This window comes from Stenotrophomonas sp. SAM-B, from assembly GCF_013387485.1.
Lineage (GTDB): Bacteria > Pseudomonadota > Gammaproteobacteria > Xanthomonadales > Xanthomonadaceae > Stenotrophomonas > Stenotrophomonas maltophilia_AA.
This window is the reverse complement of sequence record NZ_JABBXB010000001.1, coordinates 268,437-288,806: the sequence shown is the minus strand read 5'-3', so window position 1 is coordinate 288,806 and position 20,370 is coordinate 268,437. Positions and strand designations below refer to the sequence as shown.

Annotated in this window: 24 protein-coding genes; 12 read left to right on the top strand and 12 right to left on the bottom strand. The window is 67.5% G+C overall.

The annotated features are described in order from the left end of the window. Nucleotides 1–63: 63 nt before the first annotated feature. Nucleotides 64–825 (top strand): sulfite exporter TauE/SafE family protein, encoded by a 762-nt coding sequence (locus HH110_RS01250; RefSeq protein ID WP_176987965.1) that lies wholly within the window; start codon nt 64–66, stop codon nt 823–825. Nucleotides 826–874: 49 nt separating this feature from the next. Here the strand turns inward: HH110_RS01250 and HH110_RS01245 are convergent, their stop codons facing one another. From HH110_RS01245 to HH110_RS01200, 10 genes are all read right to left on the bottom strand, one after another. Then, nucleotides 875–1,591 (bottom strand): haloacid dehalogenase-like hydrolase, encoded by a 717-nt coding sequence (locus HH110_RS01245; protein WP_176987964.1) that lies wholly within the window; start codon nt 1,589–1,591, stop codon nt 875–877. Next, nucleotides 1,588–2,382, bottom strand: coding sequence for an indole-3-glycerol phosphate synthase TrpC (gene trpC, locus HH110_RS01240; protein WP_176987963.1), 795 nt, complete (start codon nt 2,380–2,382; stop codon nt 1,588–1,590). Before trpC ends, HH110_RS01245 begins: the two co-directional genes overlap by 4 nt. 63 nt (nt 2,383–2,445) lie before the next feature. After that, nucleotides 2,446–3,483: an anthranilate phosphoribosyltransferase gene (trpD, locus tag HH110_RS01235; RefSeq protein ID WP_176987962.1), complete on the bottom strand. Its 1,038-nt coding sequence runs from the start codon at nt 3,481–3,483 to the stop codon at nt 2,446–2,448. 32 nt (nt 3,484–3,515) lie between these two features. Then, nucleotides 3,516–4,094 (bottom strand): aminodeoxychorismate/anthranilate synthase component II, encoded by a 579-nt coding sequence (locus HH110_RS01230; RefSeq protein WP_070472319.1) that lies wholly within the window; start codon nt 4,092–4,094, stop codon nt 3,516–3,518. A 75-nt stretch (nt 4,095–4,169) separates the two neighbouring features. Then, nucleotides 4,170–5,645 (bottom strand): anthranilate synthase component I, encoded by a 1,476-nt coding sequence (gene trpE, locus HH110_RS01225; protein ID WP_176987961.1) that lies wholly within the window; start codon nt 5,643–5,645, stop codon nt 4,170–4,172. Nucleotides 5,646–5,812: 167 nt separating this feature from the next. Further along, entirely contained in the window at nt 5,813–6,745 is a 933-nt protein-coding gene (gene yegS / locus HH110_RS01220) for a lipid kinase YegS (RefSeq protein ID WP_176987960.1), read from the bottom strand. A gap of 203 nt (nt 6,746–6,948) precedes the next feature. Continuing rightward, nucleotides 6,949–7,542 (bottom strand): hypothetical protein, encoded by a 594-nt coding sequence (locus HH110_RS01215; RefSeq protein ID WP_176987959.1) that lies wholly within the window; start codon nt 7,540–7,542, stop codon nt 6,949–6,951. Nucleotides 7,543–7,551: 9 nt separating this feature from the next. After that, a complete protein-coding gene (locus HH110_RS01210) occupies nt 7,552–8,031 on the bottom strand; it encodes a GNAT family N-acetyltransferase (protein WP_176988463.1) in 480 nt (159 codons plus the stop codon). Nucleotides 8,032–8,043: 12 nt separating this feature from the next. Further along, on the bottom strand, nt 8,044–8,721 hold the full coding sequence (gene rpe / locus HH110_RS01205) for a ribulose-phosphate 3-epimerase (RefSeq protein WP_070426117.1): 678 nt from the start codon (nt 8,719–8,721) through the stop codon (nt 8,044–8,046). A gap of 42 nt (nt 8,722–8,763) precedes the next feature. Beyond that, nucleotides 8,764–9,093, bottom strand: coding sequence for a DnaJ family molecular chaperone (locus HH110_RS01200; protein ID WP_123730837.1), 330 nt, complete (start codon nt 9,091–9,093; stop codon nt 8,764–8,766). 143 nt (nt 9,094–9,236) lie between these two features. Between HH110_RS01200 and HH110_RS01195 the strand changes: the two genes are divergently transcribed. The 8 genes from HH110_RS01195 (at nt 9,237) to HH110_RS01160 (ending at nt 17,090) form a co-directional block, all read left to right on the top strand. Beyond that, on the top strand, nt 9,237–10,163 hold the full coding sequence (locus tag HH110_RS01195; protein ID WP_176987958.1) for a phosphoribosylaminoimidazolesuccinocarboxamide synthase: 927 nt from the start codon (nt 9,237–9,239) through the stop codon (nt 10,161–10,163). 138 nt (nt 10,164–10,301) lie between these two features. Continuing rightward, complete coding sequence (locus HH110_RS01190) at nt 10,302–10,787, top strand: DUF962 domain-containing protein (protein WP_176987957.1); 486 nt, start codon at nt 10,302–10,304, stop codon at nt 10,785–10,787. Nucleotides 10,788–11,146: 359 nt separating this feature from the next. Further along, a complete protein-coding gene (locus HH110_RS01185; RefSeq protein ID WP_176987956.1) occupies nt 11,147–13,975 on the top strand; it encodes a monovalent cation/H+ antiporter subunit A in 2,829 nt (942 codons plus the stop codon). After that, complete coding sequence (locus HH110_RS01180; RefSeq protein WP_019185295.1) at nt 13,975–14,358, top strand: Na+/H+ antiporter subunit C; 384 nt, start codon at nt 13,975–13,977, stop codon at nt 14,356–14,358. Before HH110_RS01185 ends, HH110_RS01180 begins: the two co-directional genes overlap by 1 nt. Then, nucleotides 14,355–15,890, top strand: coding sequence for a monovalent cation/H+ antiporter subunit D (locus tag HH110_RS01175; protein ID WP_123729955.1), 1,536 nt, complete (start codon nt 14,355–14,357; stop codon nt 15,888–15,890). Before HH110_RS01180 ends, HH110_RS01175 begins: the two co-directional genes overlap by 4 nt. Then, a complete protein-coding gene (locus tag HH110_RS01170) occupies nt 15,887–16,393 on the top strand; it encodes a Na+/H+ antiporter subunit E (RefSeq protein WP_176987955.1) in 507 nt (168 codons plus the stop codon). The genes HH110_RS01175 and HH110_RS01170 overlap by 4 nt, the downstream gene beginning before the upstream one ends. Beyond that, nucleotides 16,390–16,674, top strand: coding sequence for a K+/H+ antiporter subunit F (locus HH110_RS01165; protein ID WP_019185292.1), 285 nt, complete (start codon nt 16,390–16,392; stop codon nt 16,672–16,674). The genes HH110_RS01170 and HH110_RS01165 overlap by 4 nt, the downstream gene beginning before the upstream one ends. Continuing rightward, the gene (locus tag HH110_RS01160) at nt 16,671–17,090 is read left to right on the top strand and encodes a Na+/H+ antiporter subunit G (protein ID WP_176987954.1); all 420 of its coding nucleotides are present in this window, start codon (nt 16,671–16,673) and stop codon (nt 17,088–17,090) included. The genes HH110_RS01165 and HH110_RS01160 overlap by 4 nt, the downstream gene beginning before the upstream one ends. Nucleotides 17,091–17,126: 36 nt before the next feature. Here HH110_RS01160 and HH110_RS01155 read toward each other — a convergent pair whose 3' ends face one another. After that, the gene (locus HH110_RS01155) at nt 17,127–18,089 is read right to left on the bottom strand and encodes a calcium/sodium antiporter (protein ID WP_176987953.1); all 963 of its coding nucleotides are present in this window, start codon (nt 18,087–18,089) and stop codon (nt 17,127–17,129) included. Between the two features lie 100 nt (nt 18,090–18,189). Then, on the bottom strand, nt 18,190–18,798 hold the full coding sequence (locus HH110_RS01150) for a hypothetical protein (protein WP_241696358.1): 609 nt from the start codon (nt 18,796–18,798) through the stop codon (nt 18,190–18,192). 130 nt (nt 18,799–18,928) lie between these two features. Between HH110_RS01150 and HH110_RS01145 the strand changes: the two genes are divergently transcribed. From HH110_RS01145 to HH110_RS01135, 3 genes are all read left to right on the top strand, one after another. Then, nucleotides 18,929–19,459, top strand: a complete 531-nt coding sequence (locus HH110_RS01145) for a hypothetical protein (RefSeq protein WP_176987952.1) — start codon at nt 18,929–18,931, stop codon at nt 19,457–19,459. Between the two features lie 140 nt (nt 19,460–19,599). After that, nucleotides 19,600–20,067 (top strand): hypothetical protein, encoded by a 468-nt coding sequence (locus HH110_RS01140; protein ID WP_176987951.1) that lies wholly within the window; start codon nt 19,600–19,602, stop codon nt 20,065–20,067. A gap of 2 nt (nt 20,068–20,069) precedes the next feature. Beyond that, nucleotides 20,070–20,366 (top strand): plasmid stabilization protein, encoded by a 297-nt coding sequence (locus HH110_RS01135; protein WP_176987950.1) that lies wholly within the window; start codon nt 20,070–20,072, stop codon nt 20,364–20,366. Nucleotides 20,367–20,370 lie beyond the last annotated feature (4 nt).

Genomic DNA, 20,370 nt, shown 5'->3' with positions numbered 1-20,370 from the left:
GGGATGGCGAAGTTGCCGGCCAGCGGCCGGCACTACCTGCCCATTTGCCGCTAGGCTGTTGCGATGGAACTGGGCAGCGAATTCTATTGGTTCATCCTGATCGGCCTCGGCGCGCAGCTGGTCGACGGTGCGCTGGGCATGGCCTTCGGGCTGGTGTCCTCCTCGGTCCTGCTCAGCATGGGCCTGCCGCCGGCGGCGATCAGCGCCAGCATCCATACCGCTGAAGTCTTCACCACCGGGGCCTCCGGGGTCTCGCACCTGGTCGCCGGCAACGTGGACCGCCGGCTGTTCCTGCGCCTGGCCCTGCCCGGCGCGGTCGGCGGCGTGGTCGGTGCCTACGTGCTGACCCAGCTGCCCGGTGACGTGATCCGCCCCTTCATCTATATGTATCTGCTGGTGCTGGCGATCTTCATCCTGCTGCGCGCGGCCGGACGGATGCTGCCCGCCCAGGAAGTGAAGCGCGTCCCGCTGCTGGGATTCGTGGCCGGCCTGCTGGATGCCAGCGGCGGCGGCGGCTGGGGTCCGGTGGCGACCTCCACCCTGCTCGCCCGCGGCGGCCAGGCGCGCACCACCATCGGCACGGTCAATGCGGCCGAGTTCGTGGTGACGCTGGCGGTATCGATCACCTTCCTGCTGACCATGGGCGTGCAGTACCTGAACATCGTGGCCGGCCTGCTGATCGGCGGCATGATGGCCGCGCCGGTGGCCGCGATCCTGGTCAAAAAGGTCAAGGAACGCTGGGTGCTGGTCGCCGTCGGCGTGCTGGTGCTGGGCATCAGCCTGTTCCAGATCGGCCACGCCATCGTGCAGTGGCGCGCAGGCTGAGCCGGACGCGACACCTTTTCAGCCCTTCCCGGGTGTTTTCAGCGCCGGATCAGACCGGATCGCCGGCCCGGTCGACACAGCCCCAGTTGAGCACCGGGGTACCCGGTGGCAGCACCTGGCGGAAATACGCCACGCGTGAGGCCTTCGGATTGACCACGACCGGTGCCGCAGCGGCCAGCAGCAACGGCAGGTCGGCGCTGCTGTCGGAGTAGGCGACATCGATCTCGCCATAACCGCGCTCGCGCAGCATCCGCATCTTTTCTTCGTTGTGGCAGTGACGGGTGGCGATGACCGCGCCCAGCAACGGGCCGACCTCGCTGCCGATCACCGGCACGCCCTGGTGGGCGACAAAGGCCAGGATCGCGCGGGCCAGCTCCGGCGGGGCGCCGGTGGCGACCACGACGCGGTCGCCGGCGGCACGATGCCGGGCAAACACCTCCAGCGCGACCGGCAGCAGCCGGCGGCGGATGTCGGCCTCGTGCTTGAGCACGTAGCGGTCGATGACCTTGTTGAACTCGCGCGCCCGGTGCAGGCCGAACGTGGCAATCCAGACGTAGCCGGAGATGCCGCGGCGGCGGGTCGGCAGGAACGCCACCAGCGGGCCGAGCAGCGGCGTCGCGACCAGGGCGGCCAGCAGCCGCAGCGGGTTGCGCTTGATCAGCCAGGCGAACAGATGGCTGCCGGAATCGCCGTCATACAGGGTGTGATCGAAGTCGAAGACCACCAGCGGGGCGTCGTCGCGCGGCGTTGGGTAGATCGCTGTCATGCGCTGAAGAATAGCTGACGCAGGCCCTCGCCGGGCTCTTCCACGCGCATGAAGGCCTCGCCGACCAGGAAGGCGTTGACCCCGGCCTCGCGCATCACGGTGACATCGGCCGGCCCGAGGATGCCGCTTTCGGTGACCAGCAGGCGGTCGCGCGGAACGGCCTGGCGCATGTCCAGCGTGGTCTGCAGCGACACCTCGAAGGTGCGCAGGTTGCGGTTGTTGATGCCGATCAGCGGCACCGGCACCTGGATGGCGCGCTCGAGCTCGTCGATGTCGTGCACTTCCACCAGCACGTCCATGCCCAGCTGCATGGCCAGGTCGGACAGCTCGGCCAGCTGGCGATCGTCCAGCGCAGCCACGATCAGCAGGATGCAGTCGGCGCCGAGCACGCGCGCTTCGTACACCTGGTAGGCATCGATCACGAAGTCCTTGCGCAGCACCGGCAGCGTGCAGGCTTCACGAGCCTGCTGCAGGTAGGCGTCGCTGCCCTGGAAGAAATCCACGTCGGTCAGCACCGACAGGCAGCTGGCGCCGCCGAACTCGTAGCTCACCGCGATGTCGGCCGGATGGAAGTCCGGACGGATCACGCCCTTGGACGGGCTGGCCTTCTTGATCTCGGCGATCACGGCCGGGTTGCCGGCGGCGATCGAGGCACGCAGCGCATCGGCGAAGCCACGCACCGGCGGAGCCTGCTCCACGCGCGCGATCAGCGCCTCCAGCGGCACCTGGGCACGGCGTGCGGCGACTTCTTCGGCCTTGCGGGCCAGGATGGTATCGAGGATGTCGCTCATGTCATTGGGGTCCTGGAGGCCGGCCATTATCGGCCAGCCCCGCTGAATTCTGAAAACGCGGGCTCAGACGGCCCCGCGGATACGGCAGGTGGCGGCCACGTACTGCTCCATCCGCGAGCGCGCACTGCCATCGGCCAGCACCGCGCGGGCGCGGGCCAGGCCATCGGCGATGCTGTCGGCGACACCGGCCACGTACAGCGCCGCGCCGGCATTGAGCGCCACGATGTCCAGCGCGGGGCCGGGCTGGTTGTCGAGCACGCCACGCAGCATCGCGATGGATTCTTCCGGACCGTCGACCTTGAGGTTGCGGCTGGCCGACATCGCGATGCCGAAGTCTTCCGGATGGATCTCGTACTCACGCACCTTGCCGTCGCGCAGCTCGCCGACCAGCGTACCGGCGCCGAGCGAGATCTCGTCCATGTTGTCGCGACCCCACACCACCAGCGCGCGCTCGGCGCCGAGTTCGCGCAGCACGCGCGCCTGGATGCCGACCAGATCCGAGTGGAACACGCCCATCAGCACGTTGGTCGCACCCACCGGATTGGTCAGCGGGCCGAGGATGTTGAAGATCGTGCGTACCCCCATCTCGCGGCGCACCGGCGCGACGACCTTCATCGCCGGATGGTGCATCGGCGCGAACATGAAGCCGATGCCGGTTTCGGTGATCGCGCGTGCGACCTCGTCCGGACGCAGATCGATGACCGCGCCCAGCGCCTCGACCGCATCGGCACTGCCGGACTTGGAGGAGACACTGCGGTTGCCATGCTTGGCCACCTTGGCGCCGGCCGCGGAGACCACGAACATCGCGCAGGTGGAGATGTTGAAGGTGTGCGAACCATCCCCACCGGTGCCGACGATATCCACCAGATGCGCCTTGTCCTCCACCGGTACCGCGAGGGCGAGCTCGCGCATCACGGTGGCGGCACCAGCGATTTCGCCGATGGTTTCCTTCTTGACCCGCAGGCCGGTCAGGATCGCGGCGGTCATCACCGGCGACACTTCACCGCGCATGATCTGCCGCATCAGGTCGACCATTTCGTCGAAGAAGATCTCGCGGTGCTCGATGGTGCGCTGCAGGGCTTCCTGGGGGGAGAAGGTCATGCGGGGTCCTTTGTGATGCAGGTGCGGCGCGCTCAGCGCTGCAGGAAGTTCTTCAGCAGGGCGTGGCCGTGCTCGGTGAGGATCGACTCGGGGTGGAACTGCACGCCCTCGACCGGATGCTCGCGATGGCGCAGGCCCATGATCTCTTCAATCGAGCCGTCCTCGTTCTCGGTCCAGGCGGTCATCTCCAGGCACGCGGGCAACGTGGTCTTGTCGACCACCAGCGAGTGGTAGCGCGTGGCCTGGTAGCGGTCCGGCAGGCCGGCGAACACGCCCTTGCCTTCATGGCGGATCGGCGAGGTCTTGCCGTGCATGATGTTGGTGGCGCGGATGACATCGCCGCCGTACACTTGGCCGATGCTCTGGTGGCCCAGGCACACGCCCAGGATCGGCGTGGTCGGGCCGAGCCGACGGATCAGCTCCAGCGACACGCCCGCTTCGTTCGGCGTGCACGGGCCGGGCGAGATCACGATGCGCTCGGGTGCGAGCGCGGCGATCTCATCGACGCTCAACGCGTCATTGCGCACCACCTTCACCTCGGCGCCCAGCGTCTGCAGGTACTGCACGAGGTTGTAGGTGAAGCTGTCGTAGTTGTCGAGCATCAACAACATGGTCAGGATCCGTCTTGAAAGGGGAAGTGGCGTGCACGGCACCGTGCACGGGTCAGGCAGTGCGGCTGCGTGCCGTTACAGGCCCTTGGCAGCCTGCGCGACCGCACGGAACAGCGCGCGGCCCTTGTTCATCGTCTCGTCCCATTCCTTGCCGGGATCGGAGTCGTAGACGATGCCGGCACCGGCCTGCACGTGCAGGCGGCCGTCCTTGATCACCGCGGTGCGGATCGCGATCGCGGTATCGGCATCGCCGTGCCAGCCGATGTAACCGATGCTGCCGGCGTAGACGTTGCGCTTGATCGGCTCCAGCTCGCGGATCACTTCCAGCGCGCGGATCTTCGGCGCGCCGCTGACGGTGCCGGCCGGGAACGTCGCGCGCAGCACATCGGCATAGCTCAGGCCCGGCTGAAGCTTGCCGGTCACTTCGCTGACGATATGCATGACGTGGCTGTAGCGCTCGATCACGAACTGTTCGCCCACTTCCACCGTGCCCGCCTTGGACACGCGGCCCGCATCGTTGCGGCCCAGATCGATCAGCATCAGGTGCTCGGCGCGTTCCTTGGGATCGGCCAGCAGTTCGGCTTCCAGTGCGTTGTCTTCTTCCACCGTGGCGCCACGCGGGCGGGTGCCGGCGATCGGGCGTACGGTGACTTCGCCATCCTGGAGCCGCACCAGGATCTCGGGCGAGGAGCCCACGACCTGCACATCACCGGTATCGAGGAAATACATGTACGGCGAGGGATTGAGCGCACGCAGCGCGCGGTACACGTCCACCGGGCGTGCCTTGAACGGCACGCTCAGGCGCTGGCTCAGCACCACCTGGAAGATGTCGCCGGCGCGGATGTATTCCTTGGATTTGTCGACCGCGGCGATGAAGCCTTCGCGGGTGAAGCCGGAGACGAAATCGTTCTCGTCCAGCACATCGCGGGTGATCGGCGCGGGGTAGCCGGCGCCGGGGGCGCGCAGCTTGGCGACCAGCGCATCCAACTTGGCCTGGGCGTCCTCCCATGCACCGGGCTGGCCCGGGTCGGCATGCACGATCAGGTACAGGCGGCCCTTGAGGTTGTCGAACACCGCCAGTTCTTCGGAGTGCAGCAGCAGGATGTCCGGCGTGCCCAGCTCATCGCGGCCACGCGGCGGTGCCAGGCGCGGTTCGATATAGCCGATGCACTCGAAACCGAACCAGCCGACCAGGCCACCGGTGAAGCCCGGCAGACCGGCCAGCTTTGGCACCGAGTGGGCGCTGCGCAGCGCCTCGACCTCGGTGAATGGGTCGGCGACCTCGCGGGTTTCCACCACCGTGCCGGACTCGCTGATGGTCAGGGTATGGCCGTGGAAGGCATATACCCGGCGTGCCGGCAGGCCGATGATGGAATAGCGCCCGAAGCGTTCGCCGCCCTCGACCGATTCAAACAGATAGGTATGCGGGCCGTCGGCGAGCTTCAGATAGACCGAAAGCGGCGTGTCCAGGTCGGACAGCACTTCACGGACGACGGGGATGCGGGTGTGGCCTTCAGCGGCCTGCTGCTGGAACTGCTCGAGCGTGATCAAGACGACTTTCCTTCCGGGAAACGGCGGTGGCGGGACGGACGACGGCAACAGGCCACCATCGCCACCAACGGCGAGCGGAAGAAAGGGTATGCGGGGTCGTCAGAATGGACACCCGGCGACTGTACCGCATTGACGGCACCGGATGGAACCCGGCGCCGCCCGGCGCATCAGCCGCGCGACAGCAGCGGGCTGTCCAGCGCCACGTGCAGGTTGACCCGGCCCGGCACGCAGTCGATGCGGAAATGCCGGGCCTGGACCGGCTCGCCATCCAGGTTGAGCGTCAGCGGCAGCTCGGCCTCGATCTCCACCCACGGCGCCTGGACGCGCTCGGCCACCTGCTCCAGCGCGCCGCGCTTGCCGCCCTTGACCAGTGCCGCGAGGGTCGACGTCACCTCCCCGCTCAGCTCAGGAATGACGGTGACATCCAACAGTCCGTCATCGATCAGGGCCTCCGGGCACAGGACCTGCCCGCCGCCGGCCTGGCGGCCATTACCCACGCCGAGTGCGATGAAGCCGCCGGCCCACGCGAACCCCGGCGCCCGGACCTGCGCCTGGATCGGATCGATGCGCCCCAGCCGCGATACCCCGGTGACCAGATAGGCCAGCCCGCCAAGCACTTTCTTCAGGCCCTCGTCGGTCTCCACCGTCACGTCGGTGCCGAAGCCGCCGCTGGCCACGTTCGCGCACCACCACACTTTGCCATCGGCATCGATGCGCAGCAGATCGACCGGGCGTGCCGGCGCGTGCGCGATCAGCTCCAGCGCTGCCAGCGGTGCATCTGGAATCTCGGCCGCCGTGGCGAAATCATTGGCCGTGCCCAGCGGCAACAGCCCCAGCGAAGGCAGCGCGTCGGCGGACTCCTCGCGATGCGCCAGCGTCTCGGCCACCTCGCTGAGCGTGCCATCACCGCCGGCCGCGATGATCGTATCGACCCCGTGCGCGATCGCCTCGGCCACGTAGCGCTCGGCATCGCCCGATTCCCAGGTCACCCGCACCTCCAGCTGCACCCCGCGCTCGCGCATCGCCGCCACCGCCTCGCGCACATCCTCATTGCCGGTGGCCTTTCCGTTGAGGATCAAACGCCAATGGGGACGGGTCATGCGGTACTTCCAGGGAGTGGGGAAGCGAAGGCTAGCAGCGGACGGCGTGGCCGCCGGTGAACGTCATCAAAGCGTCACCGATCCCCCGGAGAATGGAAGGCCATAGCAGGGAAGATGGATGGAGGCAGGATCAGCCTCCCGCAGTTCCCAGGGCCGTACCAGCAATGGTGCGGTCTTTTTTTGTGGGCGGCATGGCTGCCTGCTCAGAGATAGGCCTCGATGGCGCTATGCAACAGACAGCTGTCAAAGGCATCGAGACTGCGCAGCATCCCTTCGTCGATCGCCTGCGCCTGCAGCAGGGCGGCGAGCGCCGGGAGGCCGGACGCGAACAAGCGTTCCACCCGGGTCTGCGCGTCGCGCAAGGCGACGTCGTAATCGAAACCGTAGGCGGTCTCGGTGAAGCGCACGGCATGGGTGATCAAGCGCAGTTCGTGGACACCCTGCGCACCCGGAAGAACATGGGCGAAACGCTGCAGCCCGGGTTCCGCAGCAGCAAACTCCGCAGCCATGGGGCGCCCCTTTGCGATCGCGGCGAACGGCGGCAAGGGGTGCTGACGCCGCCACAGGGCGATGGCGCGCTCCACGTCATGGCCGGTTGCATGCAGATCGGCGGCAGCCTGTGCGGCGTCCACACCCGTGTGTCGCATGTAATCGGCGCCGAGCTGACGCACGACGTACGCATGGGCATCCTGCAGATCGCCGCCCGACGCCTCCAATGCCTGCCTGCAGAGTGCGATGGAGGCCGGCAGCGCCTGGCGGAGTGCGGCGATGGCGCTTGTCCTTGAGGCCTCAGCCATCTGGGCAGCCTAGCCGGCAAAGGCCTTGAGCGCCTCGCCTTCCATCCGGTACACCGTCCACTCGCTCTGCGGCTTCGCGCCGGCGGCTTCGTAGAACTGGATCGCCGGTTCGTTCCAATCCAGCACCGACCATTCGAAACGGCCGCAGTTCCCGGCCACCGCGATCCGCGCGATGTGCTGCAGCAGCGCCTTGCCCGCACCACTGCCGCGATGCTCCGGACTCACGTACAGATCTTCCAGGTAGATCCCGTTGCGGCCCAGCCACGTCGAGTAGTTGTAGAAGTACACCGCATACCCGATCGCCACGCCGTCGGCCTCGCAGATCAGCGCGTGCGCCTTCGCCTCCGGCCCGAACAGGCTCGCGCGGATGCCCGCTTCGTCGGTCTGCACCGACGCCTCGGCCTTCTCGTAGATCGCCAGTTCGCGGATGAAACGCAGGATCAGCGCCGCATCGTCAGCGGTGGCCACGCGGATCGTCACGGCAGCCACCGGTCCCATGGCTCAGCCCCGCGCCGCGGCGACGTTGCCGCGCATCTGCGCGATGATGTCCTGGTAGCTCGTCTTCGCATTGAAGATCGCCGAGCCGGCCACGAACGCATCCGCACCGGCCGCCGCGATCGCACCGATGTTGTCCGCCTTTACGCCACCGTCGATCTCCAGGCGGATGTCCTTGCCGCTGGCGTCGATCTTCTTGCGGATGGCGCGCACCTTGTCCAGCGCCGACGGAATGAACGCCTGGCCGCCGAAGCCCGGATTCACCGACATCACCAGCACCAGGTCCAGGTCATCGAGCACCCAGTCCAGGATGTCCACCGGCGTGGCGGGATTGAGCACCACGCCCGGCTTGCAGCCCAGCGAACGGATCAGCTGGATCGTGCGGTGCACGTGGCGGCTGGCCTCCGGATGGAAGCTGATGTAGGTCGCGCCGGCCTCGGCGAAATCCGGGATGATCCGGTCCACCGGCTCCACCATCAGGTGCACATCGATCGGCGCGGTCACGCCGTGCTTGCGCAGCGCCTGGCAGACCAGCGGGCCGATCGTCAGGTTCGGCACGTAATGGTTGTCCATCACATCGAAATGCACCCAGTCGGCGCCGGCCGCGAGCACGTTGTCCACTTCCTCGCCCAGGCGGGCGAAATCGGCGGACAGGATGGAGGGAGCAATGATGCAATTGGACATGGCCGGGGCCTTCAGGATGTTGAAAGGGGGCGCCGCGCGGAATCAGCGCTTGCGCAGGGTCTTGATGCGGTCGTAGGCGGCATTGAGCTGGCGCGACTTGCGCTCGGCCTGCTGGCGCAGCTCCGGCGCCGCGCCGACCACCTTGTCCGGGTGGTACTGGGACATCAGCCGGCGGTAGGCCAGGTCGATCTCGGCATCGGTCGCCTCGGAGGTCAGCCCCAGCTCGCGGTAGGGGTTTTCCCTGTTCAGCCGGAACCAGTCGGCATCGAAGGCATGCCCCAGCAACAGCCCGACCACGGCCCCGAACAGCGGATTGGGCCTGAACAACAGGGCGCCAGCGATGAATCCGAGCAGTTTTCCGTACCAGCGCATGGTGGTCTGGGCAGCCGAGGCGATAAAGGATCCTCATTTTACGTCACAGCGGGCCCAACCCGCTTTACACTAGGCCGCCCGCTGTCTGTGCGGGCCCTCCGGGTCCCCTGGACAGCTGTCATGACGAAGCCTCAGGAGTGCCCGTGCCGACCACGTTGTTGCAATCCGATCTCCCCGGCCTGCCCTTGCGCCATCGCGGCAAGGTGCGTGATGTTTTCGACATTCCGCGCGACCGGCTCCCCGCCGGCACTCCGCCGGGGGACTACCTGCTGATGGTCGCGACCGACCGTCTGTCAGCCTTCGACGTGGTGCTCCCCGATCCGATTCCCGGCAAGGGCGAAATGCTCTGCCAGGTCTCGAACTTCTGGTTCGCCAAGACCGCACACCTGATGCCCAACCACCTGACCGGCATCGATGTCGCCAGCGTGCTGCCCGAGGGCGTGGATCCGGCCCTGTACGCCAAGCGCGCCGTGGTCACCCGCAAGCTGAAGCCGGTCCCGGTCGAGGCCATCGCCCGCGGCTACCTGATCGGCAGCGGCTGGAAGGACTACCAGCGCACCGGCAAGATCAGCGGCATCGAGCTGCCCGATGGCCTGCGCCAGGCCGAACAGCTGCCCGAACCGATCTTCACCCCCTCGACCAAGGCCGCCGTCGGCGACCATGACGAGAACATCGATTTCGATGCGATGGTCAAGGCGGTCGGTGCGGACCTGGCCGAGCGCGTGCGCGACGCCACCCTGCGCATCTACGCCTTCGCGGCCGAGTACGCCCGCGAGCGCGGCATCCTCCTGGCCGACACCAAGTTCGAGTTCGGCACCGATGCCGACGGGCGTCTGTACATCATGGACGAGATGCTGACGCCGGATTCCTCGCGCTACTGGCCGGCCGACGAGTACGAGGTGGGCACCAGCCCGCCGAGCTACGACAAGCAGTTCGTCCGCGATTACCTGGAGACGCTGGACTGGGGCAAGACCGCGCCCGGCCCGAGCATCCCCGCCGAGATCATCGAGCGCACCCGCGCCAAGTACGCCGAGGCGCTGCAGCGCCTGGCCGGCATCTCGGTCGACTGATTCCCTGCGCCCCCGGCCGACGTGGCTGGGGGCGTTGCCGGGGTAGTGCCGGCCGCTGGCCGGCAACCTCACGAACTCGGCTATGCTGAGTTGCCGGCCAGCGGCCGGCACTACCGTTGTCCGAGGAAGCGACGCAGTATGCAGACCGCCACCCAGCTCGCACGCCCGATCGACCGCTACTTCGCCAGCTATTCCGACGATCACCGCAATGTGCTGAACCAGCGCATCCACGTCGTGGCCGTTCCGGCGATCCTGTGGTCGGTGATCGGCCTGCTGTGGTGCCTCCCGCCGCTGATCACCTGGTTCCAGAACGGGATCTGGGCCGGCCTGGCGATGTTCGCCGCCTGGTGTTTCTACAACCGCCTCTCGCGCACGCTGGGCTACGGCATGCTGGCGATCTTCTTCGTCAGCGGCTGCGTGTGCCGCCTGCTGGAAGCCGAGATCGGCCTGGTGAACCTGTTCTGGCTGGCCTTGGGGGTTTTTGCCGTCGCCTGGGTCGCGCAGTTCATCGGGCACAAGCACGAAGGCCGCAAGCCGAGTTTCCTGACCGATCTGGTCTATCTGCTGATCGGCCCGCTGTGGGTCCTGGCCAAGGTCTACCGCCGGATGGGTTGGCGCTACTGACCTGTTTTTCCTGAACGAGCGGGCGCGCTCACCGGTACTCCACGCCGGACCGTCCAGCATCGTCAGCAGTGGCCTTTCGAGCGTCGGTCACCGTTCATCTTCGTGCACGCCCCGACCGTCCCGCAGCCCCTGCGACGACTGGTTCCGGACCCGTTTCGATGGCCTCCGGGCGGCCACAATCGGCAAAGTCGAGGGTGGGCCTCCATACGGCCTTCGACGGACCCGAATGGGGCCATGCGCCGCCCCGAAAAAATGAATCAGTGCACGTTAGATGCAATTGAGGGCGTATTCGGGTGTATCGGCAGCAATTGCCTGCCTGTTAGACTGAACGACCTGCTCGTGAATCCCGCATTCCCTGCATGAATCCTAGTCTGCTCCTGCTGCTCGCCCTGCCCTTCCTGATGGCAGTGGCCGTCGCTTCATTCCGCCGCACCTCCCGCTCCACGGCCGCCTGGGTAGCCGCGGCCGCTCCGCTGGGAGGACTGGCGCTGTTGGCGACGATGACCCCGGCGATCATGGACGGCGGGATCGTCCGCAGCTACGGGGAGTGGATTCCGCAGATCGGGCTGGCCTTCTCGCTGCGCCTGGACGGCCTGGCCTGGATGTTCGCCGGGATGGTGCTGGCGATCGGCGCGCTGGTGGTGATGTACGCCCACTACTATCTCAGCGCCCGCGACAGCGCCCACCGCTTCTACTGTTACCTGCTGCTGTTCATGGGCGCCATGCTCGGCATGGTGCTCTCGGGCAACCTGCTGCTGCTGATGGTGTTCTGGGAAATGACCAGCATCAGCTCGTTCCTGCTGATCGGCTTCTGGTCGCACCGCCAGGACGCCCGCGAGGGCGCCCGGATGGCCCTGGTGGTCACCGGCGGCGGCGGCCTGGCCCTGCTCGGCGGCGTGCTGCTGATCGGCCGCATCGTGGGCAGCTTCGAACTGGACGCGGTGCTCGCCGCCGGCGATCTGATCCGCGCCAGTTCGCTGTACCCGTATGCCCTGTTCCTGGTCCTGGCCGGCATCTTCACCAAGAGCGCCCAGTTCCCGTTCCACTTCTGGCTGCCGCACGCGATGGCCGCGCCGACGCCCGTCTCGGCTTACCTGCACTCGGCGACGATGGTCAAAGCCGGCGTGTTCCTGCTGGCCCGGTTGCATCCGGCGCTGGCCGGCACCGATCTGTTCTTCTATACGGTCAGCGGCATCGGGGCGATCACCCTGCTGATCGGCGCCTGGAACGCGATCTTCCAGCATGACCTCAAAGGCCTGCTGGCCTATTCGACGATCTCCCATCTCGGCCTGATCACCATGCTGTTCGGCCTGTCCACGCCGATGGCGGTGGTGGCCGGCGTGTTCCACATCCTCAACCACGCCACCTTCAAGGCGTCGCTGTTCATGGCCGCCGGCATCATCGACCACGAGACCGGCACCCGTGACATGCGCAAGCTGGGCGGCCTGCGGCGGTTGATGCCGATCACCAGCGCGCTGGCGATCATCGCCTCGCTCGCGATGGCCGGCATTCCGCTGCTCAACGGCTTCCTGTCGAAGGAAATGCTGTTTGCCGAGGCGCTGACCGCGGGCGGCCCGGAAACCATGCGCGTGGTGATGTCGATCGCCGCGCTGCTGGCCGGCGTGTTCGGCGTGGCCTACAGCCTGCGCTTCGTGCACGACACGTTCTTCGGCAAGGGCCCGCACGATCTGGACCGGGTGCCGCACGAACCGCCGCGCTTCATGAAGGTGCCCGTCGAGATCCTGGTGGTGGTCTGCGTGGCCGTCGGCGTCGCGCCGGCGATCACCATCGCGCCGGTGCTGCATGCCGCCGCGTCGTCGATCCTGGGCCCGGCGATGCCGGCCTACAGCCTCTCGGTCTGGCACGGCTTCAATACCCCGTTGATGATGAGCATCGCCGGCGTGATCGGCGGTATCGCGCTGTACTTCGGCCTGCGCCGCCTGATCAACCTGCATGCGGTGGTCAGCCGCAGCATCGGCCGCAACATTTTCCACAAGCAGCTGGACCTGGTGTTCGGCTTCGCCCACCGGCTCACCCAGGGCCTGGCCAACGGCAGCCTGCAACGCATGTTGATGGCGCTGGTGGTGGTGGCGATCATCGTCGCCGCCGCGCCGTTCGTGGCCAACCCGGCCTCGCCCAACTGGCCCTCGCCGCAGCCGATCCCGCTGCTGGGCTGGGCGCTGTGGCTGGTGATGATGGCCTGCGCGCTGGGCGCGCTGTTCGTCTACCGGCAGCGCCTGCTGGCGGTACTGGTGGTCGGCGGCGTCGGCCTGATGGTTTCGCTGACCTTCGTGTTCCTGTCCGCACCCGACCTGGCGCTGACCCAGCTGCTGGTGGAGATGGTCACCCTGGTGCTGATGCTGCTGGGCATGAACTACCTGCCGATCCAGTCGCCGCCGGAGAAGTCGGTCTGGCGCAAGCGGCGCGATGCGGTAATCGCGATCGTCGCCGGTGGCGGCCTGGCCGCGATGGCCTACACCGCCATGACGTTGCCGCCGAACACCATGGCCGGCGAGCTGCTGGCGCGTGCGCTGCCGGAGGCCTATGGGCAGAACGTGGTCAACGTGATCCTGGTCGACTTCCGTGGCTTCGATACCTTCGGCGAAATCACCGTGTTCGGCATCGCCGCGCTGGTGGTGCACGCCATGCTGCGCCGTTCGCGGATGGCGCCGGAGCAGATCATGCCCGGCCCGCCGATCAAGCTGCCGGTGCCGGCCGATCTGGCCCAGGTCATGTTCCCGCTCACCCTGACCGTTTCCATCTTCCTGTTCCTGCGCGGCCACAACGCGCCCGGCGGCGGCTTCATCGCCGGCCTGGTGCTGGCGGTGCCGCTGCTGATCCAGTACGTCATCCAGGGCACCACCTCGGTGGAATCGCGCTTCGGCTTCGATTACATCCGCTGCATCGGTGCCGGCCTGCTGATCGCCATCCTCAGTGGCTGCGCCTCGATGCTGTTCGGCGTGCCGTTCCTGACCAGCGGTCATCTGGACCTGCACCTTCCGCTGATCGGCGAGGTACCGCTGGCCAGTGCGATCGGCTTCGATACCGGCGTGTACCTGGTGGTGTTCGGCGGCGTGATGCTGATGCTCTCGATGATGGGCACGATCAAGCCCTCGCGCACCCGCAACGCCCGCAAAGGCGAGATCGATCCCACCCGCCGTTCGGCAAAAACCGGGGAGATGCACTGATGGAACTGGCCCTGGCAAGCGCCATCGGCGTACTGAGCGCGATCGGCATCTATCTGTTGCTGCGCGCGCGCAGCTTCGATGTGATCCTCGGCATGACCTTCCTCTCGTATGCGACCAACCTGCTGATCTTTGCCGGCGGCCGCCTGGTCCAGGGCAAGGCGCCGGTGCTGCGTGAGGGCATCGACAGCGACCTGGGCAACTACACCGATCCGCTGCCGCAGGCGCTGGTGCTGACCGCCATCGTGATCGCGTTCGCGATGACCGCAGTCAGCATCGTGCTGGCGATGCGCAGCCGCAGCGACAACCACAGCGACCACGTGGACGCGCACGAAGAAGAAGAACTCCCCGCCGACACCGCGCCGGGCCGGGAGGGCGGCGCATGAACCATGCGGTGATCCTGCCCATCCTGATTCCGCTGTTCGGCGCAGCCTGCTCGCTGTTCGTCGAGCATCGCCGCTATGGGCCGAAGGTGCAGCGCACGGTGGCGTGGACCACGCTGACCGCACTCGCCGCCGCCGTCGCGCTGCTGTTCGCGCAGACCGCCGACGGCAGCATCGCGGTATACCTGCTGGGTGACTGGCCCTCGCGCCTGGGCATCGCGCTGGTGGCCGACCGCCTCTCGGCCTGGATGCTGGTGACCACGCTGCTGCTGGCCATCCCCTGCCTGCTGCATGCCTGCTCGGGCTGGGACCGGCGCGCGCCACACTTCCACGCGTTGTTCCAATTCCAGCTGGTCGGCCTCAACGGCGCGTTCCTGACCGGCGACATCTTCAACCTGTTCGTGTTCTTCGAGGTGATGCTGATCGCCTCCTACGGCCTGCTGCTCAGCGGCGGGCGCGGCCTGCGCATGCGCATCGGCCTGCACTACGTGGTGTTCAACGTCACCGCCTCGACCCTGTTCCTGATCGCACTCGGCCTGCTGTACGCCTCGCTGGGCTCGCTCAACATGGCCGAGCTGTCCCAGCGCATCGCCGAAGTCCCGGCCTCGCACCTGACCCTGGTCAAGGCGACCATGGGCCTGCTGCTGCTGGTGTTCTGCAGCAAGGCCGCGCTGATGCCCCTCTACCTGTGGCTGCCGGAAGCCTATGCACGTGCACCGGCCGCGGTGGCCGCACTGTTCGCGATCATGACCAAGGTCGGCCTTTATGCAGTGCTGCGGGTCAGCACGCTGTGGTTCGGCGAAGGCGCGGGCCCGATGGCCGGCTACGGCAGCCAGTGGCTGCTCTGGGCCGGCGTGGCGACGCTGGTGCTGGGCGGCCTGGGCGTGCTCGCCGCCGCGCGCCTGCGCGTGCTGATCTCCTACCTGGTGGTGGTCTCGGCGGCGACGCTGTTCATCGCCTTCTCGGTGCGCACGCCGGAAGTACTCTCGGCCGGCCTGTATTACCTGCCGCACAGCACCTTCGTGGCCGCCGCGCTGTTCCTCATCGCCGACCTGATCCGCCGCCGTCGTGGCGGCGCCAGCGACCGCAAGGAAGTCATCGCGCCGATGCCGGGCAAGGAAACGCCTGCCGTGCTCTTCCTGATCGGCGCCGTCTCGGTAGCCGGCCTGCCGCCGCTGTCCGGCTTCCTGGCCAAGGCCGCGCTGCTGGCCGGCATGCCGGCGCAGTACACCTGGGCGGTGTGGGCCGCAGTGCTGGGCAGCAGCCTGATGGTGATCGTCGGCCTGACCCGGGGCGGCATCCGCCTGTTCTGGCGCGTACCGGTCGTCGAAGAAGGCGCGCCCAAACCGCGCAAGGCCCCCACACGCACCGTGGAACTGTTCGCCGCCGCGCTGCTGCTCAGCTATGGCATCGCGATGAGCGTGTTCGCCGGCCCGCTGATGCAGCACACCGATGCGATGGCCACACAGCTGCTGCAGCCGCAGGACTACGTCGGTGAACTGCGCGCCACCACGCCGGAGATCCGCCAGCCATGACGCGCAAGCCTTCCCTGTACAAGCGCATCCTGCCCTCGCCCTCGCTGAGCGTGATGGTGGTGGCGTTCTGGCTGTTGATGTCCGACAGCTTCACCGTCGGCCAGATCGTGCTCGGCATGATCCTGGGCGTGGTGGTGCCGTTGTTCGCGGCGCGGCTGGACCGCGAGTTCGCGCGGATCGGCTCGCTCAAGCCGTTGCCCAAACTGGTGTTCGTGACCCTGTGGGACATCCTGGTCTCCAACATCCGGGTCGCGATCCAGGTGCTGGGCCCGGAGCGCCGCATCCATCCGGGCTTCATCTGGCTGCCGCTGGATATCGCCAACATCCACGGTATCGCCGCGCTGACCAGCATGATCACGCTGACCCCGGGCACCGTCTCGGCCGCGCTGTCGGATGACCGCCGGTACCTGCTGGTCCACGTGCTGCACCTGGATGATCCGGACGAGCTGATCCGGCAGATCAAATCCCGCTACGAAGCCCCGCTGATGGAGATTTTCCCATGACCGGACATATGTTCATCCAGACCACGATGGTGGTGTGCATGCACGTGGTCGGCCTGGCGATGCTGCTGGCCACCTGGCGCCTGCTGCGCGGCCCGACCGTGCCCGACCGCATCCTTGCCCTGGACACCCTGTCGGTAACGGCCATCGCCGAGCTGATGCTGTTCGGCATGTACCTCAACTCGGCGGTGTACTTCGAGGCCGCGCTGATCATCGCCATGCTCGGCTTCGGCAGTACGGTGGTGCTCAGCAAGTTCGTGCTGCGCCGGGACATTGTCGAATGATCACCTTCATCCAGATCGTGCTGTCGATCCTGCTGCTGTTCGGCTGCTTCTTCATCCTGGTCGGCGCGCTCGGCCTGGTGAAGCTGTCCACGTTCTTCAAGCGCCTGCATGCACCGACCAAGGCCAGCACGCTGGGCGTGGGCTGCGTGCTGGTGGGTTCGGTCTGCTATCACATCTTCCTCGGCGAAGACCCGCAGCCGCGCGAGCTGCTGATCACCGTGTTCCTGTTCATCACCGCGCCGATCAGCGCGCACATGATGGCCAAGGCCGCGCTGTCGCTGCTGATGGAAACCCGGCCGGAGCTGCCGGGCCACAAGACCGCCAAGGAAGAACAGCTGCCGCCGCCGGAACCGCGCCGCGACGACGACGACGACGCCGATGATGCGAAGGCGCCCATTTCCCGCGACAGCCAGTAGCGCCGGCCGCTGGCCGGCTGCTTCAACGGTTGGCCGTCAACCCCACACGCCGCCAATCAACGCCAGCTCCAGCGCGATCCAACCCACGAACGCCACCACCAGCACCGCGCCTTCGCGCCGGCTGATCGTCAGGTCACCGCGCAGCATCGGGTAGAGCACCAGCACGAAGGCGATCGCCGCCGGCAGCTCCAGCTTCACGAACGACGCGGGCAGCGCCAGCGGACGCAGCGCGGCCATGCCGCCGACCACCACCAGCAGATTGAACAGGCTCGAGCCGATCACGTGGCCCAGCACCATGTCGCCCTGGCCACGGCGTGCCGCAGCGACCGCCGCGGCGACTTCGGGCAGCGCGGTGCCGATCGCCACCGGCAGGAGGCCGACCAGCAGTGGCGACCAGCCCAGCCCGGCGCCGAACACCGGTGCGGCCTGCACGATCCAGCGCGCGCCGAGGTACAGGCACACCGCCGCGAACAGCAGCCGCAGGATATTGAGGAACAGCCCGGTGCGGGTCATCGCATAGCCGGCGATGGCCTCGCGCACCGGCTCGGATTCCGCCCGCGCGCGACGCAGCAGGAACACCAGCAGGGCGACGAAGGCGAGCAGCAGCACGGCCCCTTCCCAGCGCGCGATCACCCCATCCAGGCCGAACAGGATCAGCAGCAGGCTGGCCGCCGCAAGGCACACCAGCAGGGGCGAGAGCAGGCGCGCGCGGACCAGCAGCGGCGCGGCCAGGGCCGCCAGGCCCAGGGTCAGCCCGACATTGACGATGTTGCTGCCCACCGCGTTGCCCAGCGCGAGTTCTTCCGCCCCGACCACGAAGGCCCGGGCATTGACCACCAGCTCGGGCAGCGAGGTGCCGAAGGCGACCAGCAACAACCCCGCCACGAAGGGCGAGGCGCCGAATCGCTGGGCCAGCCCGGAGGCGGCCTTGACGATGGCATCGCCCCCCAGTGCCAACAGCACCAGGCCCAGCACGAACCAAACAGTGGCAGCGATCATCTGGTGCTCCCCGGTGACAGATGTGAGCCGATTCTAGGGCCAGCCCACGCCGAACGGTGAAGGCCCGCCCCGGCGCCGTGGCCGGGGCGGTGCCGGTGGCTCAGGAGCAGCCTTCCACGTAGTCCACCTGCGGGGTCTTGCCGACCCGCCAGGCGGTGACGTTGCCATTGCCGTTGATCTCGAAGTTGACCAGTGCGCCGCCCTCGGTCGCCGGGCGCACGCGCAGGTTGTGGCCTTTCTCGTCGTACTTGTGCGGCGTCAGGTCGCCGCGGTCCGGGTACAGCGTCTGCAGCTGGCCGAGCGACATGCCGACCTTGCCGCCGCCCGGGGCGACGATGCGATCGTTGCGCACGTCATAGCGCACCAGGCGCCTGCCTTCGATCATGAAGATCACGTCTTCGGCCTGCGCGCCTTCGGGCCGCAGCGCATGGCAGTAGTCGTCGGCGACCTCGCCCTGCAGCGGTTCCTTCCAGGCCGCCCGTACCTCGTCCAGCGCGCTGCCCAGCGCCACGGGGCCGTAGCCATCCAGGCGCGCCGGTCCCTGCGTTGCCGTGCCCGGTGCCGCCGGGGTGGTCGCTGCGGGTGCGGTGTCCGCCGCCGGTGCAGGCACGGCCGCCTCGGCATCGCTGGACGGGGTTTCCGGCGCGCGCCCGCACGCCGCCAAGGCCAGCACCATCCCCAATGCCATCACGCTTCCAAGCTGTTTCATGCCTGCATCCTCCCGTTGAATGGGCGCAGCCTAGCGCGAGGGCCGTGTGGGCGACATGCACGGGCTCGCTGTCATCCGCGTTTCACCTGCCGCGTTCAGGCTCGGCCTGCACCGCATCGACCCCGCCCCCATGCAACCGCAGAAGACCGATCTCGCCCGCACTGCCCTGCAGGCCCACCGTGCTCCCCTGGACATGCGCCAGCGCCGGCTGTTGATCCTGTGCGACGGCCAGCGTGACCTGGTCCAGCTCGGCCAGCTGGTCGGACCGGAAACCCCGGCGATGGTGATCCAGCTGATCCAGAGCGGGTACCTGGTGTCGCGTGCGGTCGCGGAGGCCGCCGTTGTCGCGCCCGCCGCGCCCGCGCCTGGCGTGATGCCGACCGTGGCACCGGTGCCGGTGACCGAACGCCGCCGCTCGCTGGTCGCCGCCCGCATCTACCTGCTGGACATCCTGGAACTGCAGCGTCATCCGCAGGCGGCGGCGCTGTTCCATACCCTGCAGCAGTCGCGCAGCGATGACGCGGTCATGGCCGCGCTGCACGCCGCCCTCGAGACGCTGCCCGGGCTGACCTCCACCGGCTATGCCGAACGGGTGCGGCAGCGGTTGCTGGAGGTGCTGCCGAAGGAGCATGCCGACCGGTTCCAGATCGACGTGGTTTGAGACGGTATTGCGGGAATCCGGTTTCGATGAAGAGGTTGAATTGGACGTGGCGAAGGGCTCGGCGCAACGATGAAGGTCCATCCGCTGGCGAGGTTTAACCCATGTATGATTCCCAAATAACAGTTAATTGGGAGTCGAGCGTGGTCGACACGATCAGACTGGCGACTGCCCGCGAACTCGCTGAAGCCGGCAGTCTGCGCGAAACGACGGTGACTGCGGAACCGGGTGGCTATGTCGTCACCTTCGCCTTGGAGAACAGCGAACGCGCGTTGGCCACCAAAGATGGGACGCCCCGCATGTTCTCCGGCGTCCACGCGGCCGCGCGTGTGCTGGCCCAGCTGGGGATCACACGCTATCGCGTGGACGCCACGGCGACGGCGGGTGCCGAGCCCCTGCGCCGCTCACGACCGGATCGGGCACGCGCACTGAAACAGCTGCATGAAGACTCGGCCTATCTGGAGCGCATCCGTGAAGCGGTGGCCGAAGCGCGCGCGGATCCACGGCCGCCACTGTCCAGCACAGAAGCACACCTGCACATGGAGGCGCTGAAAACGCGGCTCGGTGACCAGTTGCAAACGGCATTGAAGCGCCACTCGTCCAAGGAATGACAGTGGCGTGGGGCCGGCAGGCCATCGAGGATCGAGCGAGACAACTCGTTTCGGCTTTCGAGCGCGCCGTGACGCTGCCGGATCCGCACCTGTTTGCCGCAGCCCTCGCGCGCGACAATGCGATTGAGAGCGAAGGTGATGCCTTGGATGGCGCGGCCTTGTATCGCCTCGATGCCATCAAAGGCACGTTTCTGTATGCAACGCGCGATGGACGCTATCTGATCGCCTACCAACGCACGGGCAACGACGTTCACATTGACCGCGTGTTGCCGACCCGCCGCCACTCGGACGGCATCTGAGCAT

Bases quoted from the DNA above. Each gene is read 5' to 3' on its own strand.
- HH110_RS01250 (WP_176987965.1), top strand. From the start codon at position 64: ATGGAACTGGGCAGCGAATTCTATTGGTTCATCCTGATCGGCCTCGGC.
- HH110_RS01245 (WP_176987964.1), bottom strand. From the start codon at position 1,591: ATGACAGCGATCTACCCAACGCCGCGCGACGACGCCCCGCTGGTGGTC.
- trpC (WP_176987963.1), bottom strand. From the start codon at position 2,382: ATGAGCGACATCCTCGATACCATCCTGGCCCGCAAGGCCGAAGAAGTC.
- trpD (WP_176987962.1), bottom strand. From the start codon at position 3,483: ATGACCTTCTCCCCCCAGGAAGCCCTGCAGCGCACCATCGAGCACCGC.
- HH110_RS01230 (WP_070472319.1), bottom strand. From the start codon at position 4,094: ATGTTGTTGATGCTCGACAACTACGACAGCTTCACCTACAACCTCGTG.
- yegS (WP_176987960.1), bottom strand. From the start codon at position 6,745: ATGACCCGTCCCCATTGGCGTTTGATCCTCAACGGAAAGGCCACCGGC.
- HH110_RS01215 (WP_176987959.1), bottom strand. From the start codon at position 7,542: ATGGCTGAGGCCTCAAGGACAAGCGCCATCGCCGCACTCCGCCAGGCG.
- rpe (WP_070426117.1), bottom strand. From the start codon at position 8,721: ATGTCCAATTGCATCATTGCTCCCTCCATCCTGTCCGCCGATTTCGCC.
- HH110_RS01200 (WP_123730837.1), bottom strand. From the start codon at position 9,093: ATGCGCTGGTACGGAAAACTGCTCGGATTCATCGCTGGCGCCCTGTTG.
- HH110_RS01190 (WP_176987957.1), top strand. From the start codon at position 10,302: ATGCAGACCGCCACCCAGCTCGCACGCCCGATCGACCGCTACTTCGCC.
- HH110_RS01185 (WP_176987956.1), top strand. From the start codon at position 11,147: ATGAATCCTAGTCTGCTCCTGCTGCTCGCCCTGCCCTTCCTGATGGCA.
- HH110_RS01180 (WP_019185295.1), top strand. From the start codon at position 13,975: ATGGAACTGGCCCTGGCAAGCGCCATCGGCGTACTGAGCGCGATCGGC.
- HH110_RS01175 (WP_123729955.1), top strand. From the start codon at position 14,355: ATGAACCATGCGGTGATCCTGCCCATCCTGATTCCGCTGTTCGGCGCA.
- HH110_RS01170 (WP_176987955.1), top strand. From the start codon at position 15,887: ATGACGCGCAAGCCTTCCCTGTACAAGCGCATCCTGCCCTCGCCCTCG.
- HH110_RS01165 (WP_019185292.1), top strand. From the start codon at position 16,390: ATGACCGGACATATGTTCATCCAGACCACGATGGTGGTGTGCATGCAC.
- HH110_RS01160 (WP_176987954.1), top strand. From the start codon at position 16,671: ATGATCACCTTCATCCAGATCGTGCTGTCGATCCTGCTGCTGTTCGGC.
- HH110_RS01155 (WP_176987953.1), bottom strand. From the start codon at position 18,089: ATGATCGCTGCCACTGTTTGGTTCGTGCTGGGCCTGGTGCTGTTGGCA.
- HH110_RS01150 (WP_241696358.1), bottom strand. From the start codon at position 18,798: ATGAAACAGCTTGGAAGCGTGATGGCATTGGGGATGGTGCTGGCCTTG.
- HH110_RS01145 (WP_176987952.1), top strand. From the start codon at position 18,929: ATGCAACCGCAGAAGACCGATCTCGCCCGCACTGCCCTGCAGGCCCAC.